The sequence below is a fragment of the Nakamurella leprariae genome (assembly GCF_016918035.1).
Classification (GTDB): Bacteria; Actinomycetota; Actinomycetes; order Mycobacteriales; family Nakamurellaceae; genus Nakamurella; species Nakamurella leprariae.
Genome location: NZ_JAERWK010000003.1, coordinates 279,567 through 295,108 on the forward strand (window position 1 = coordinate 279,567; position 15,542 = coordinate 295,108).

The following is a 15,542-nucleotide window of genomic DNA, read 5'->3' on the forward strand; positions in this document are numbered from 1 at the left end:
CGCGGGACACTGGTCGGCGTGACCGGCCCCGATCCCGTGACCGAACCGCTGCGCCTGTCCGCCGACCGGTCCTGCACCGCCCGGCTCGCCCTCGGCATGACCACCACGGCGACCGCGGCCCTGGTCGTGCTGGCGTCCTTCCTGCCCTGGCTGTCGTCGGGTGAGGTCGACCGCAACAGCTACCGAGCCATCCGTGGCATCGTCCGGCTCCGGCCGCTGCAGGCGTGGCCCGAGGTCGTCGCCACCGCGTGGCCGGTCCTGGTCGCGGCGTCGGTGGTGCCGGTGCTGCTGGTCGTACTGGGCCGGGTGAGCAGCGCGGCGGTCGCCGCCGTCGCGCTCGGCGTCCTGCATCTCGGGACGTCCGTCGGCGTGCTCGCCCTGGCGGGACGGTCGGTGTTCGGTGTACGGGTCGCACTGCCGGGACCCGTGCTGCTGGCCGTCGTCGGGACGATCATGGTCACGGCCGGTGTCCTCACCCTCCGCCGGCGGGGCGCCATCCGGTCGAACCGGACAGCCGAAGTTCACCCGGATCGGGCAACCGGGCACCGCTGAAGATCCGTCTGCTGTGGCAGGCTCGGTGCTGACAGCTTCCCCACAGCAGCCATTTCCCCACAGCAGCCATCGCCGGCCGCCGACCAGCGCCGCCGACCTGCCGGGCTCACGCGACAGCCCGGACGACAGCCCTGACCACGATGGAGGAGTCGATGACCGAGCACGGGGGCGACCCGAACCAGCCGGGCGCCCGCCCCGGACCCACACCGCCGACCGGAGCGCACCGGTCCGGGGGGACCCCGGGTGGGTCCGACGCCCCGACCGGCCCGCAGCAGGTGGTCGGCGGTCAGTGGTACGCCGCGCCCGGCCAGCCGCAGGGCCAGCCCCAGTACGGCCAGCCCCAGCCGTGGAACCAGCAGCTACCGCACGGTCAGCCACCGCACGGTCAGCCGGAGTACGGCCCGCCCCAGCAGTACGGCCAGCCCCAGCAGTGGGGCCAGCAACAGCCGCAGCAGTGGGGGCAGCCGCCGCAGCAGCAGTGGGGGCAGCCGCCGGGCCAGCCGCAGCCGTGGGGGCACCCCCAGGGCGCTCCCCAGCAGTTCAGCCCGTCCGGCACCGCCCAGTTCGCGGTTCCCGGTGGTCCGCCGCCGGGCGACACCCCGGCGCGCAAGCGCTCGGCTCCCCTGCTGATCACCGCGGCCGCCGTGGTCGTCCTGCTGGTGGCCGGTGGCCTGGTGTGGTTCCTGGCCGATCGCGAGACGAGCACCGCCTCGGGGCAGGCGAGCCCACAGGAGGCCGTGGTCTCGCTGGTGTCGGCGCTGAACGACTCCGATCCGGTCGGCGCGGCCAGCACCCTGGATCCGGCCGAGGCGGCGCTGTACCAGGACTTCAGCGACGACCTGCTCAGCGAGCTGGAGCGGCTGGAGATCATCAAGCCGGACGTCGACCCGAACGCCGTCACCGGCAGCCGGATCACCATGTCCGACATCACCTACGGCTCGGTCACCGAGACCATGCCGGGCCACCTGGCCTTCGTGCAGCTGACCGGCGGCACCATCACGATCACCAGCGACCCGTCGAGCGTGCCGTACACGGACAAGATCAATGACGCGCTGAACGCCACGATGGGCGGACTGACCACCCAGGAGCCGGTCACCCAGACCGTGCAGGTCGCGGAGATCACCCAGCAGCTCGGTCAGCCGCTCCGCGTCGGCGTGGTGAACCGGGACGGCGAGTGGTACGCGAGCATGTTCTACACGCTGGCCGGTCTGGCCACCCAGGCCGCACGCCTGCCGGATCCGACCGCGGCGGACATCATCCCGGCGCGCGGTGCGGGCTCGGAGACCGAGGCGGTCGATGCGCTCCTGATCGCACTGGAGAAGGGCGACTGGGAGGGCGCGATCTCGATCCTGCCGCCGGACGAGATGGGCGTGCTGCACGACTACGGCCGACTCATCTTGCGTGAGGCCCAGCGGGCCGGTGCCGAGGAGGACCTGGACGAGCTCGAGGGCTTCGCCATCACCAACACCGAATGGGACGTGGTCGACGTGACCGGTGGCCGCAAGGTGACCCTGGTCTCCGCCGACATCAGCCGGGCCGGCGACACGCTGAGCCTGCGCCGCGACGTCGAGGCGGAGACGCTGCAGATCAGCGGCATCCCCGGCCAGCCGACCATCACCCTGGACGACGCGTCGATCGACACCTTCATCGCGGAGCTGGCCGAGGGCGAGGAGCTGCCGGCGCAGCTGCAGGATCTGATCAAGCGGGAGTTCAAGCAGCTGCTGGGCATCGGGTTCGTCACTGTCGAGGTCGACGGTGAGTGGTACGTGTCGCCGCTGCGCTCCGGCGGCGACGTGCTGCTGCAGCTGATGCGCGGCATGGAGCCGGCCGACATCGACTTCTTCCTGGAGATGCTGCAGGGCAACTGACGCATTCCGGAGCGACCCCCACACCGCCCCGGTCCGGCTTCGTCCGGACCGGGGCGGTGCGCGTCCGGGACCGCTCGCGCGCCGCGCCGACCCTTGGATTGCCCGCCTAACAGGACACGCGTACTGTTATTTCTGAGCACCGGTCCACCCCGCCGGCCGCCCCGCCGACTGCACCACCCACCGCCGCGCCGCCAACGAAGGAGAGTGCCGTGCCAGCCAGTCTGGACAGCTTCAAGGCCCACGAGAACCTGACCGTCACCGCTGACGACGGGTCCACCCAGCAGGTGGAGATCTACAAGATCACCGGCGTGGCCGGCCTGGAACGCGCCGACCGACTGCCGTACTCGCTCAAGGTCCTGCTCGAGAACCTGATCCGCACCGAGGACGGCGCGAACATCACCAAGGACCACATCCTGGCCCTGGCCAATTGGAAGCCGGACGCTGAGCCCGACACAGAGATCCAGTTCACCCCGGCCCGGGTGATCATGCAGGACTTCACCGGCGTGCCCTGCGTCGTCGACCTGGCCACCATGCGCGAAGCCATGGTGGAGCTGGGCGGCAACCCCGACCGGATCAACCCGCTGGCGCCGGCCGAGATGGTCATCGACCACTCGGTCATCGCCGACGTCTTCGGCCGCGCGGACGCCTTCGAGCGCAACGTCGAGCTGGAGTACGAGCGCAACCGCGAGCGCTACCAGTTCCTGCGCTGGGGCCAGACCGCGTTCGACGAGTTCAAGGTCGTTCCGCCGGGCACCGGCATCGTGCACCAGGTCAACATCGAGCACCTGGCCCGCACCGTCATGCTGCGCAACGGGATCGCGTACCCCGACTCGTGCGTCGGCACCGACTCGCACACCACCATGGTCAACGGCATCGGCGTGCTCGGCTGGGGCGTCGGCGGCATCGAGGCCGAGGCGGCCATGCTGGGCCAGCCGGTGTCGATGCTCATCCCGCGCGTCGTCGGCTTCAAGCTGACCGGCGAGATCCCCGCCGGCACCACCGCCACAGACGTGGTACTGACCATCACCGAGATGCTGCGCAAGCACGGGGTGGTCGGCAAGTTCGTCGAGTTCTACGGCGAGAGCGTCGGCAAGGTCCCGCTGGCCAACCGGGCCACCATCGGCAACATGAGCCCCGAGTTCGGCTCCACCGCCGCCATGTTCCCGATCGACGACGAGACCATCGGCTACCTGAAGCTGACCGGCCGGTCCGCCGCCCAGGTCGCGCTGGTCGAGCAGTACGCCAAGGCGCAGGGGCTGTGGCACGACCCGTCCCGCGAGCCGGAGTTCTCCGAGTACCTCGAGCTGGACCTGTCCACCGTGGTGCCGTCGATCGCCGGCCCGAAGCGCCCGCAGGACCGCATCGAGCTGTCCGCGGCCAAGCACGCGTTCCGCGCCGCCGTAGTCGACTACGTCGGCACCGATGACGCGGAGGAGGGCACCACCCGCCTGGACGAGGCGGTCGAGGAGACCTTCCCGGCCTCCGACCCGATCTCGGTGTCCAACGGTCACGCCGACGAGCTGGAGCCCCAGGTCGTGCACTCCGCCGCGGTCGGGGCCCAAGGCCGGCCGTCCAAGCCGACCCGGGTCGAGTCCGCCGAGTACGGCACCTTCGACCTGGACCACGGCGCCGTGGTGATCGCCGCGATCACCTCCTGCACCAACACCTCGAACCCGTCGGTCATGCTCGGCGCCGCACTGCTGGCCCGCAACGCGGTGAACAGGGGTCTGTCGGTCAAGCCCTGGGTCAAGACGACCATGGCGCCCGGTTCGCAGGTCGTCACCGACTACTACGAGAAGGCCGGTCTGTGGCCGTATCTCGACAAGCTGGGCTACAACCTGGTCGGCTACGGCTGCACCACCTGCATCGGCAACTCCGGCCCGCTACCGGACGAGATCTCGGCCGCGGTGAACGAGGCGGACCTGACGGTGGTCTCGGTGCTCTCGGGCAACCGCAACTTCGAGGGCCGGATCAACCCGGACGTCAAGATGAACTACCTGGCGTCCCCGCCGCTGGTCATCGCCTACGCACTGGCCGGCACCATGGACTTCGACTTCGAGACCCAGCCGCTGGGCACCGATGAGCAGGGTCAGGACGTCTACCTGAAGGACATCTGGCCGTCGCCGCAGGAGATCCAGCAGACGATCGGCTCGGCGATCAACCAGGAGATGTTCGCGGCCAGCTACAAGGACGTCTTCGACGGCGGTGAGCGGTGGAAGTCACTGCCCACCCCGGAGGGCACCACCTTCGAGTGGGACCCGGAGTCGACCTACGTCCGCAAGCCCCCGTACTTCGAGAACATGCCGGCGACTCCCGAGCCGGTGCAGGACATCTCGGGCGCGCGGGTGATGGCGCTGCTGGGCGACAGCGTGACCACCGACCACATCTCGCCGGCCGGCTCCATCAAGGCGGACTCCCCCGCCGGGCAGTACCTGACCGAGCACGGCATCGAGCGCAAGGACTTCAACTCCTACGGGTCCCGGCGCGGCAACCACGAGGTGATGATCCGCGGCACCTTCGCCAACATCCGGTTGCGGAACCGGCTGCTCGACGCGGTCGTGCCGGGTGGCGTCTCCGGCGGATACACCCGTGACTTCACCGCCGAGGGAGGCCCGCAGGCCTTCATCTACGACGCCTGCCAGCACTACGCCGAGGCCGGCGTGCCGCTGGTGGTGCTGGGCGGCAAGGAGTACGGCTCGGGGTCCTCGCGTGACTGGGCGGCCAAGGGCACCGCGCTGCTGGGCGTCAAGGCCGTCATCACCGAGTCGTTCGAGCGCATCCACCGGTCGAACCTGATCGGCATGGGCGTCATCCCGCTGCAGTTCCCGGCGGGCGAGAACGCCGAGTCGCTCGGCCTGGACGGCACCGAGACCTTCGACATCAGCGGCATCACCGAGCTGAACGAGGGCCGCACGCCGCGGACCGTGCACGTGACCGCGACCAAGGAGGATTCGGCGGGGTCTCGTGCTGTCGTTGAATTCGATGCGGTGGTCCGCATCGACACCCCCGGCGAGGCCGACTACTACCGCAACGGCGGCATCATGCAGTACGTGCTGCGGAACCTGCTGGCCGGCACCAACTGATCGAGCCCGATGACGCGACGTCCGCCCGGCCGGGAGTGTGCGCACTCCCGCGCCGGGCGGCGTCCGCGTCGGGGCGGCCCGCGGTGAGGTTCGAGGTGTCCTCGTGCCCAAGGTGAGCCCCGACCGCCTGCTGGCGCGCCGACGGCAGATCCTGGACGGCGCACGGGCCGCCTTCGCGCGGTTCGGGTACGAGGGTGCCACCGTGCGTGTCCTCGAGGAGGAGATCGGCCTGTCCCGCGGGGCGATCTTCCACCACTTCCCCGACAAGGAGGCGCTGTTCATCGCGCTCGCTGTCGAGGACGCCGAGCGGATGGCCGACACCGTGGCGGAACAGGGCCTGGTGCAGGTGATGCGGGACCTCATCGCGGACCCGGATCCGGGCTGGCTGGGCACCCAGTTGGAGATCTCCCGCCGGGTACGCACCGACCCGACCTTCCGGGCCGGGTGGCAGTCCCGGACCGAGGCGGTCTCCGCCGCGGTCCGCCGGCGGCTGCGCCGACAGCTCGACAGTGGCGCGCTGCGCACCGACGTGGACCTCGAGGTGCTGGCCGCGTTCCTGGAACTCGTGCTGGAAGGCCTGATGTCGCACCTGGCCGCCGGCCTGCCCGCCGACCGGATCACCCCGGTACTGGATGTGGTGGAGGGCGCCGTCCGGGCGCACGGCTGATCCCGGGGATCAGCCGCGGACGCGGTCGAGTTCGGCGGTCACCTCGGAGGCCGCGGCGGCCAGTTCGGTCGACGCGTCGGCTCCGGCGGTGATGATCCGGCTCGCCGCCGCCCGCAACGCGGTGCCGCACCCGGCCGTCCACCACAACGGCGTCTGCGGATGCCCGTAGAGCCCGACCAGTTCGACGACCTCCGCCGGCTGCTCGGCGGCCAGCGCGTCGGCGTCGGCGCTGAGGCTGTGCCGGGCCGGGATGTGGAACCCGTAGGACTGCGCCCAGTCCAACTGCAGGTCGGTCTGGGCGACCCACAACCACCGCACGTACTCACGGGCCAGGTCGACGTCGGCACCGGCCGCGTTCACCACCGCGCCGTAGGCACCGATCGGCACGGACGGGGCCCCGGTGGTGTCGCTGAACCGGGGCCAGGGCAGCACGCCGAAGTCGTCGCCGAGCGCGGCGGTCAGCGTCGGGAAGGTCCACAACCCGGTCCACTGCATGGCGCAGCGTCCTTGGACCAGCGCCGACGGCTCCGCCCAGTGGGCGGGCGCGTCGAGCAGCATCGCCCCGCTGAGGTAGAGCTCGCGCAGCGCACCGAATGCCGCCGCCACCGCAGGATCGGTGAAGCCGACGCCCGGACCGTCCGGCGCGGTGTCCGAGGTGAGGTAGTCACACCCCACCGACCACAGGGTGGGCCCGATCAGAGTCTCCACCCCACCGTCGCTGCCGACGAAGATCCCGGCCCGATCCTGCGTGGTCAGCGCGATCGCGGCCTGGACCAGATCGAGGGTGGTCTTCGGTGGCGCCAGACCGGCGGCGCGCAGCATGCTCGGCCGGTAGACCAGCACTTGGGTGTCGATCACCTGCGGGATCGCGTAGAGCTTCCCCTCGAAGGTCATCCGGTCGAGGATGGCGGCGTTGAAATCGGTGCGGACATCGGCGATCAGATCGGTCAGCTCCACGACCTGGCCGGACCGGATCAGCTCGACGGTCGGCCCGTTGGCGTACTCGAAGACGTCCGGTCCGTCGCCGGCGGCGAGCGCGGTGGTCACGGCGTTCTCGTAGTCACCGGTCCGCCAGTCGACGGTCACGGCGGCGTCCGGGAACTGTTCGGCGTACCAGCGGGCAGCGGCCTCCGTCCCGACCTCGCCGTACTCGTGGTACCACTGCGACAACAGGGGACGTCCGTCGGAGGCCCGGGTGGTGGGCCTGGTGACGGGGGCGTCCGCGGCGATCCCGGCGTCACACGCAGTCAGCAGCCAAGCGGCTCCGGCGCCGGTGAGCAGGGTGCGCCGACCGATCGCGGCACGCGAGCGCGCACGACGATCCGTCATGATCACCCCGAGGCTGCTGTTCGACCGATGGGACCGGAGCGGCGCCGAGCTGGACCCGGCGTCGCTCCGGTCACCCATCAAAGCATGATCATCGTCAGCGGAGTCGGGTGACGGTGCCGTTCAGCGACTCTCATGACTCCGTGTTGGTGATCGGTGACTCGCTGAGTGCAGCGTCGACCACGAGGGCGGTGCCGATGCCGAGCAGGAAGACGTCCTTGGCCAGCGCGACACCCTGACCGACCGGGCGGTACTTGTCGTCGTGCGCCTCGGGAGACCGCACGTAGTACGCCACCAGGCTGCCGGCGAACGCGGTCAGCGCCAACCCGGCCAGACCGGCCGGCACGAACGGAGCCAGCAACGCGCCGCCCACGGCGATCTCGGCGTACGTCAGTCCCTTGGTGAAGACCGCGGGCTTGACCTTGCTGACCGCGGGGACGGTCTTGACGGCCTCGTGGTGCAGGTAGCCGGCGGTCTGCTCGTCGGCCTTCAGCTTGCCGATGCCGGAGTTGAGGATGTACGCCCCGGCGGTCAGGCGCAGCGGCGCACGGCGGAGCTTGGCGGCGAAGGACACGAGGACCTCCCACGGATCGACCCCGGAGACCCGGGGTGCTGACGGACGAGCGACGGACTCCCAGTGAAACAGATACCCCGTCGCCGCCCGGTCAAGCCCCCCGGACCCGCGAACTCGGTCCCGTGATCGACCCCCCGGTTCGACCGCCCCCGGTTCGACGCAGTCGCCATCGACACACGATGCGTGACAACCGCCGCCGACGTCGGTGTTGATCGACCTACTTCTTCTTCGACCGGGTCGCGCCACCCCGTCCGCGCAGGGTCACGTCGGAGTCCAGCAGCAGTCGATGCACGAATCCGTAGGAGCGGCCGGTCGCCTCGGCGAGTGACCGGATGCTCTGCCCCTTCTCGTACTTCTTGCTCAGCTCCGCCGCGAGCTTCTCGCGCGCCACCCCGGTGATCCGAGCGCCCTTCTTCAGCGGCGCCGTCTTCGTGCTGTTCCGTCCGGGCTTGCCTGCCCCGTTGGGTCCGGTCTCCGCGGCCATGTTCCCGCCCTTTCCGAGCCGTCCGTCGGCATCCGGGCGCGGCGGCGAATGGTGTTCACTCGGCGACAGCGCTGACCGACGTCTGCTTGCAGTTCATGATTGGCCACCGGCGCGCCGGGCGCCACCCGAGACACGACGTGGAGCGCACGGAGTTGATCGGCCGCCGGAGATCGGCGCGATCCACGGTCCTCGCGCGGATCAGGCCAGTTCGACCAGGTCGAGATAGTCGGCGGACCAGTGGTCCTCCGTCCCGTCCGGCAGCAGGATGACCCGCTCCGGCTGCAGCGCGGTGACCGCGCCGGGATCGTGCGTCACCAGCACCACGGCGCCCGCGTACCGGCGCAACGCGTCCAGCACCTGCTCGCGGCTGGCGGGGTCCAGGTTGTTGGTCGGCTCGTCCAGCAACAGCACGTTCGCCGCGGACGACACGAGTCCGGCCAGGGCCAGCCGCGTCTTCTCGCCGCCGGACAGCGTCCCGGCCGGCTGATCGAGCTGCTCACCGGTGAACAGGAAGGTGCCCAACAGGTTCCGCAGTTCCTGGGCGCCGGTGTCCGGCGCCGCGTGCCGGATGTTCTCCCACACGGTGGCGTCCGGATCGATGGTGTCGTGCTCCTGCGCGAAGTACCCGAGCTTGAGCCCGTGCCCGGCCTCGACCCCGCCGGTGTCGGCCCGTTCGATGCCGCCGAGCAATTTGAGCAAGGTCGTCTTGCCCGCGCCGTTCAGGCCCAGGACGACCACCCGACTGCCCCGGTCGATGGCCAGGTCGACCCCCGTGAAGATCTCCAACGAGCCGTACGACTTCGACAGGTTGGCCGCGGTCAGCGGCGTGCGCCCACAGGCGGCCGGGGCCGGGAAGCGGATCTTGGCGACCTTGTCGGCCACCCGCACCTCGTCCAGCGAGGACAGCATCTGCTCGGCGCGCCGCACCATCTGGTGGGCGGCGGCGGCCTTGGTCGCCTTGGCGCCCAGCTTGGCCGCCTGGCTGATCAACGCGGACGCCTTCTTCTCGGCGTTCGCCCGCTCCCGCCGGCGACGCTGCTCGTCGGTGGCCCGCGCGTCCAGGTACCGCTTCCAGCCCATGTTGTAGACGTCGAGTTCGCCCCGGACGGCGTCCAGGAACCAGACCTTGTTGACCACGGCCTCGAGCAGCTCGACGTCGTGCGAGATGATCACCAGGCCGCCCTGGAACGACTTCAGGAAGTCCCGCAGCCAGGTGATCGAGTCGGCGTCCAGGTGGTTGGTCGGCTCGTCCAGCAGCAGCTGGGTGGCGCCCACCCCGGCGGCCCCGCTGCTGCCGTCGTCGGTCGCGGCCGCGAACAGGATCCGGGCGAGCTCGACCCGGCGGCGCTGACCACCGGACAGCGTCTTCATCGGCTGCACGAGCACCCGCTCGGGAAGGCCCAGGTTCGAGCAGATCCGCGCCGCCTCGGCCTCCGCGGCGTACCCACCGAGGGCGGAGAACCGCTCCTCGAGTCGGCCGTACTTCGCGGTGACGTCGTCGAGCGCCTTGCCGGTCAGCTCGGCCATCTGGATGTGCACCTTGGCCAGCTCGGCGTGCAGCACGTCCAGGCCGCGGGCGGACAGCACCCGGTCGCGCGCCGACATCTCCAGGTCGCCCTCGCGGGGGTCCTGCGGCAGGTAGCCCACCGGTCCGGAGCTGGTCACGGCGCCGGCGTAGGGCGCGCCGTCTCCGGACAGCACCCGCATGGTGGTGGTCTTGCCGGCGCCGTTGCGGCCGACCAGGCCGATGCGGTCGCCCGCTTGGACGCGCAGCGTGGTGTCGGCGAGCAGGATCCGGGTCCCGGCCCGCAGTTCCAGGCCGGTTGCGGTGATCACGTGGATCGAGTCTACCGGCCGACCGGCGGCTGACCGGCTGCGTCGCCGGGTGATTCCGGACTCGCTGGCTGTGCCGCGGTCGTGGACCGGGAGCCTGCGAGCCGCCGGCGCAGCGCCAGTCCCGCCAGCGGGTAGATGAGCACCGACAGCAACCCGGCGGCGACGAGGGCCGCCGCCAGGCTCGGCGTCAGCACCTGCTCGTCCAGCCCCATCTGGGTCACCGCGATCACGATCGGCAGGCCGGTCGCACCGAGCAGCACCAGCGCGCCGCGGTCGCCGGGCGACGACCCGACCGGCGCGCTGAGCAGCGCCGGGAGCCCGCGGACCAACAGCAATGCCACCAGCAGGCCTGGGACCAGCAGCATGGCGCCGCCGTCGGCGAGCAACGCGCGCAGATCGAAGGTCAGCCCGGTGTTCAGGAAGAACAGCGGTACCAGGAACCCGAACCCGACCGCGTCGAGCTTGGACTCGACCCGGTGGACGTGGTCCAGCGGCGCTCCGTTGAAGATGATCTTGACCAGCACGCCGGCGGTGAAGGCGCCGATGAGCAGGTCGAGCCCGAGCACCATGCTGACCGCCACCAGCACGGCGACCACGAACAGCACGATGCGCACGGCGAACTGGCCGCTGGTGTCCAGGGTGGCGGCGATGAGCCGGTGCAGCCGCAGGTGGGTCCCCCGGGCGGCAAGCAGGATGGCGGCCGCCGCGAGGACCACGAAGCCGATGAGCACCACGGCGGCGGTGCCCGGGTTCCGACCGGACAGGAACAGTGCGATCGCCACCAGCGGGCCGAACTCACCGACGGCGCCCACCGCCATCACGGCGGACCCGAACGGTGCCCCCAGCAACCCGGCGTCCCGCATGATCGGCACCAGCGCGCCGAGCGCGGTGCTGGTCAGCGCGATGCCGACGAAGACGCCGGTCGCCGGGTCCGGGGCCAGCAGCAGCGCGCCGCCGACGCCCAGCACCAGGGACAGCAGCCAGCCGAGCACCGACCTGCGCAGCGGCCGCCCGCGGATCCGACCGAAGTCGATCTCGTACCCAGCCAGGAAGAACAGCATCACCACGCCGAACTCGGCCAGGAAGTCGAGCAGTTGGCTGGGATCGACCCAGCCCAGCACCGCCGGGCCGATCAGCACGCCCAGCAGCAGTTCGACGACGATGAGCGGGAGTTCGATGACCCGTCCCACCAGCCGGGCCAGGACGGGCGCGACCGCGACCGCGCCGACCACCAGCACGAGGTCGACCCCGGTCACGTCCATGACAGTCCCCCGCGTTCCCCCGTCGGCCGACGCCCCGGACCCCTCCGGCCGGCCGAGCGGATCATCGCATCCGGACGATCATTCCTGGGAGGTCCACCCCGCTGATCGCAGCGCGTCGGCCAGCGCTCCGCCGGCCGGGCGCTCCGGCCGACCCTGCCCGCGGTCCCGACCCCGCCCGCGGTCCCGACCCTGGCCCTGGCCGCGGCCCTGGTTGCCGCTCCGGTCCTGGCTCTGCCCGCGACCTCGGTCCTGTCCCGACCCACCCTCGACCGGGTCGTCCAGCCGCATGGTCAGTCCGATCCGCTTGCGATCGACGTCGACCTGCAGGACCTTGACCCGGACGACCTGACCGGACCGCACCACCTCGCGGGGATCCCGCACGAACGTGTCCGCCAGCGCGGACACGTGCACCAGGCCGTCCTGGTGCACGCCGACGTCGACGAAGGCGCCGAAGGCGGCCACGTTGGTGACGATCCCCTCCAGCACCATGCCCGGTCGCAGATCACCGACCGTCTGCACGGCCGCGTCGAACACGGCGGTGACGAACTCGGGTCGTGGGTCCCGGCCGGGTTTGTCCAGCTCGGCCAGGATGTCGGTCACCGTGGGCAGACCGAACCGGTCGTCGGTGAACTCCTGCGGGCGCAGCCGGGACAGCACCGCGGTGTTGCCCAGCAGCCAACGGATGTCGATCGCGGCCGGGCCGGTGCTGCTGCTGCCGGGGGTGCTGCCGGGGGTGCTGCCAGGGGTACTGCCGACGCGCTGCAGGATGCGGCGGACCACCGGATAGGACTCCGGATGCACACCGGACGCGTCCAGCGGGTCGGTGCCGCCGGTGATCCGCAGGAAGCCGGCGCACTGCTCGAACGCCTTGCGACCCAGTCGCGGCACGGCGAGCAGGTCCTGCCGGGAGGCGAAGGCGCCCGACGTGTCCCGGTGCGTGACGATGTTCTCGGCCAGCGTGGTGCCGATGCCCGACACCCGGGCCAGCAGCGGGGCCGATGCGGTGTTCACGTCGACCCCGACCGCGTTCACGCAGTCCTCGACGGTGGCGTCCAGGGTCCGGGCCAGCAGCGACGGGGTGACGTCGTGCTGGTACTGCCCGACCCCGATCGACTTCGGATCGATCTTCACCAGTTCGGCCAGCGGGTCCTGCAGCCGGCGCGCGATCGACACGGCGCCCCGGAGCGAGACGTCCATGCCGGGCAGTTCCGCACCGGCCAGCGCTGACGCCGAGTAGACCGAGGCGCCCGCCTCCGAGACGACCACCGGCGTCACGTCGACGGTGTCCGCGCCGGCGCGCACCGTCCGGGCCAGTTCGCGGGCCAGCTCGTCGGTCTCCCGGGACGCGGTGCCGTTGCCGATGGCGATCAGCTCGACCCGGTGCCGGCGCACCAGCCGCTCCAGCGTGGCCAGCGCCTCCGCCCGGCGACGCACCGGGACGTGCGGGTACACGGTGTCGGTGGCCAGCACCTTGCCGGTTGGGCTGACGACGGCGACCTTGACGCCGGTGCGCAGTCCCGGGTCGAGTCCCATGGTGGTGCGCGCCCCGGCCGGCGCGGCCAGCAGCAGGTCCTTGAGGTTGGCCGCGAAGACCGCGGCGGCGTCCTGCTCGGCCTGCTCACGCAGCCGGGCTCGGCAGTCCAGGCCGAGGGTGACGGAGATGCGGGTGCGCCACGCCCAACGGACGGTCTCGCCCAGCCAGCGGTCCCCCGGCCGGCCGCGGTCGGCGATGCCGAACCGGGCGGCGATCCGGCCCTCGTACCGGCTCGGCATCGCGGACGGTCCGGACGCGGCGGCAGCGCTGTCGTCGGGTTCGGGGTCGACGGTGAGGGCGAGCGCGCCCTCCTGCTCACCGCGCAGCAGCGCCAGCACGCGGTGGGACGGTAGGTCGCGCAGCGGCTGCTGGAACTCCAGGTAGTCGCGGAACTTGTCCGCAGCGTCGCCCGGAGCCCCGGTGGTGGCGCCGCCGGCGGGTCGGCTGACCATGCGGCCCTGCCGCCAGTACAGCTCGCGCAGTTCGCCGACCAGGTCGGCGTCCTCGGCGAAGGTGTCGGTCAGGATGGCCCGCGCGCCGGCCAGGGCCGCGTCCACGTCGGCGACGCCGGGGGTGTCGTCGTCGCCCGGCCCGGTCACGAACGCCTCCGCGGCCTGCCGCGGGTCGAGTCCGGGGTCGGCGAGCAGCCGCTCGGCCAGCGGTCCCAGACCCGCCTCGCGAGCCAGCTGGGCCTTGGTCCGGCGGCGCGGCTTGAACGGCAGGTAGATGTCCTCGACGCGGGCCTTGGTGTCGGCCGCGCCCAGCGCGGCGGCCAGCTCGGCGGTGAGTTTGCCCTGGGCCGTGATCGACTCGAGCACGGCGGTACGTCGTTGGTCGAGCTCACGCAGGTAGGTGAGCCGCTCCTGCAGGGTCCGCAGCTGGGCGTCGTCCAGACCGCCGGTGGCCTCCTTGCGGTACCGGGCGACGAACGGCACCGTCGACCCGCCGTCCAGCAGGTCGACCGCGGCCTGCACCTGCCGGGCGGCGACGGCCAGCTCCTGTGCGATGCGTTCGGCGACCGGCGGAACGGTCGGCATCACCGGCGGGGTGGGCACGGTCGGACGGGCGGGAGCGGGGACACCGGGCGGGCTGGACGGCTGCATCACGCGCGACATCATGCCCCGGCGGGGTGCTCGATCGGCGGAACCGGGGGGCCCGAGCGGGGAGCCGGCCCGGCGATACTGGACCGGTGAAGCTTCCGCGCGGGTGGTCGGTGTTCCTGGTGCTGGCCGGGGTGTTCAATGTGGCCATCTGGCCGCGGTTCGGCGTGGCGATCTGGAACGACGAGCGGGCCTGGTCCGGACCGATCGGGTCGTCCAGCCCGACCGGTTTCCTCTGGGTGCATGCCGTGCTCATCGTGTCGGCGATGGCCATCGGCCTCGGGGTGGGCGTGCTCGGCGGACTCACCCTGGTGCGGTCCCGCCGGACCGCCGGCGTCTGATCAGGCCGGGCCGCGGTCGGGTCCGGCGACGTTCTCGGTGAGGTCCGCGGTGACCTCGTCGATCTCCCGGGCGCGGGCCTGGTTGCGGCGGACCCGCCTGATCACGAACACGGTCAGCGCGACGGCGACGAGCCCGATGACGACCCACTGCAGCACGCCCGACCAGCCCTCGACGAAGTGCCAGTTCTGGCCGAGGAGGTAGCCCGCGAGCACGAAGACGGTGTTCCAGATGAGGCTGCCGGCCGTGGTGAGCAGGGTGAACTTGACCACGTGCATCCGCTCCACCCCGGCCGGGATGGAGATGAGACTGCGGAACAGCGGGATGAACCGTCCGAAGAACACCGCAGCGCTGCCGTGCCGGTGGAACCAGGCGACCGTCTTGTCGACGTCGTCGCCGTCCATCAGCGGCAGGCGCTCGGCGATGGCCCGTAGCCGCGCCTGACCGACGGTGCGGCCGAGGGTGTAGAGGGCGAGCGCGCCCACCAGCGATCCGAGCGTGGTGGCGACGATGACCCAGACCAGCGAGAAGGTGCCCAGGCTGGCGGTGAACCCGGCCAGCGGCAGGATGACCTCGCTGGGCAGCGGCGGGAACAGGTTCTCCAGGGCGATGGCCAGCCCGGCGCCGAGGACCCCGAGCTGTTCCATCAGGTCGACGGCCCACCCGGCGATGCCGCCGACGTCCGCCGAGCCCGTCGCGGGTGCGGCGAGGGGCCGGGCGGTCGACAGCAACGCGATGGCAGACATTGCCGTCCACGGTACGGGCCGCAATGTCCAGCACGAGTGATGTCCGTACGACGTCCAGGGTGATCTCGGGGGTTCGTCAGGGATGACCCGGGACGGGGGCGCCCCCCCCCCCCCCCGGGGGGGGCCCCCGGGGGGGGCGCGGGGGGGGGGGGGGGGCGGGGGGCGGGGGGG

12 protein-coding genes are annotated in these 15,542 nt (G+C 71.7%); 5 read left to right on the forward strand and 7 right to left on the reverse strand.

Annotated elements, in window-relative coordinates; all coding sequences use genetic code 11:
* Positions 1-18 precede the first annotated feature (18 nt).
* The 4 genes from JL106_RS02645 (at position 19) to JL106_RS02660 (ending at position 6,170) form a co-directional block, all read left to right on the forward strand.
* Positions 19-552, forward strand: coding sequence for a hypothetical protein (locus JL106_RS02645; RefSeq protein WP_205259129.1), 534 nt, complete (start codon positions 19-21; stop codon positions 550-552).
* Between the two features lie 152 nt (positions 553-704).
* Positions 705-2,420 carry a hypothetical protein gene (locus JL106_RS02650; protein WP_205259130.1) on the forward strand — a complete coding sequence of 572 codons (1,716 nt, stop codon included), beginning with the start codon at positions 705-707 and terminating at the stop codon, positions 2,418-2,420.
* Between the two features lie 209 nt (positions 2,421-2,629).
* Positions 2,630-5,503 carry an aconitate hydratase gene (locus tag JL106_RS02655; protein ID WP_205259131.1) on the forward strand — a complete coding sequence of 958 codons (2,874 nt, stop codon included), beginning with the start codon at positions 2,630-2,632 and terminating at the stop codon, positions 5,501-5,503.
* Positions 5,504-5,606: 103 nt separating this feature from the next.
* Positions 5,607-6,170, forward strand: a complete 564-nt coding sequence (locus JL106_RS02660; protein ID WP_205259132.1) for a TetR/AcrR family transcriptional regulator — start codon at positions 5,607-5,609, stop codon at positions 6,168-6,170.
* Between the two features lie 9 nt (positions 6,171-6,179).
* On the opposite strand, the gene JL106_RS02665 is transcribed toward JL106_RS02660, so the two are convergent.
* The 6 genes from JL106_RS02665 to JL106_RS02690 form a co-directional block, all read right to left on the reverse strand.
* Entirely contained in the window at positions 6,180-7,499 is a 1,320-nt protein-coding gene (locus JL106_RS02665) for an ABC transporter substrate-binding protein (protein WP_205259133.1), read from the reverse strand.
* 130 nt (positions 7,500-7,629) lie between these two features.
* Entirely contained in the window at positions 7,630-8,070 is a 441-nt protein-coding gene (locus JL106_RS02670) for a hypothetical protein (RefSeq protein WP_205259134.1), read from the reverse strand.
* Between the two features lie 217 nt (positions 8,071-8,287).
* A complete protein-coding gene (locus JL106_RS02675) occupies positions 8,288-8,554 on the reverse strand; it encodes a helix-turn-helix domain-containing protein (protein ID WP_236006525.1) in 267 nt (88 codons plus the stop codon).
* A gap of 198 nt (positions 8,555-8,752) precedes the next feature.
* Complete coding sequence (locus JL106_RS02680) at positions 8,753-10,390, reverse strand: ABC-F family ATP-binding cassette domain-containing protein (protein WP_205259135.1); 1,638 nt, start codon at positions 10,388-10,390, stop codon at positions 8,753-8,755.
* 11 nt (positions 10,391-10,401) lie between these two features.
* The gene (locus JL106_RS02685; protein ID WP_236006527.1) at positions 10,402-11,652 is read right to left on the reverse strand and encodes a cation:proton antiporter; all 1,251 of its coding nucleotides are present in this window, start codon (positions 11,650-11,652) and stop codon (positions 10,402-10,404) included.
* 78 nt (positions 11,653-11,730) lie between these two features.
* Positions 11,731-14,223: a Tex family protein gene (locus tag JL106_RS02690; protein WP_205259157.1), complete on the reverse strand. Its 2,493-nt coding sequence runs from the start codon at positions 14,221-14,223 to the stop codon at positions 11,731-11,733.
* A 152-nt stretch (positions 14,224-14,375) separates the two neighbouring features.
* On the opposite strand from JL106_RS02690, the gene JL106_RS02695 reads away from it, so the two are divergent.
* On the forward strand, positions 14,376-14,627 hold the full coding sequence (locus tag JL106_RS02695; protein WP_205259137.1) for an SCO4848 family membrane protein: 252 nt from the start codon (positions 14,376-14,378) through the stop codon (positions 14,625-14,627).
* On the opposite strand, the gene JL106_RS02700 is transcribed toward JL106_RS02695, so the two are convergent.
* Positions 14,628-15,371, reverse strand: coding sequence for a DedA family protein (locus tag JL106_RS02700; protein WP_205259138.1), 744 nt, complete (start codon positions 15,369-15,371; stop codon positions 14,628-14,630). It lies immediately after the preceding gene.
* Positions 15,372-15,542: the final 171 nt, after the last annotated feature.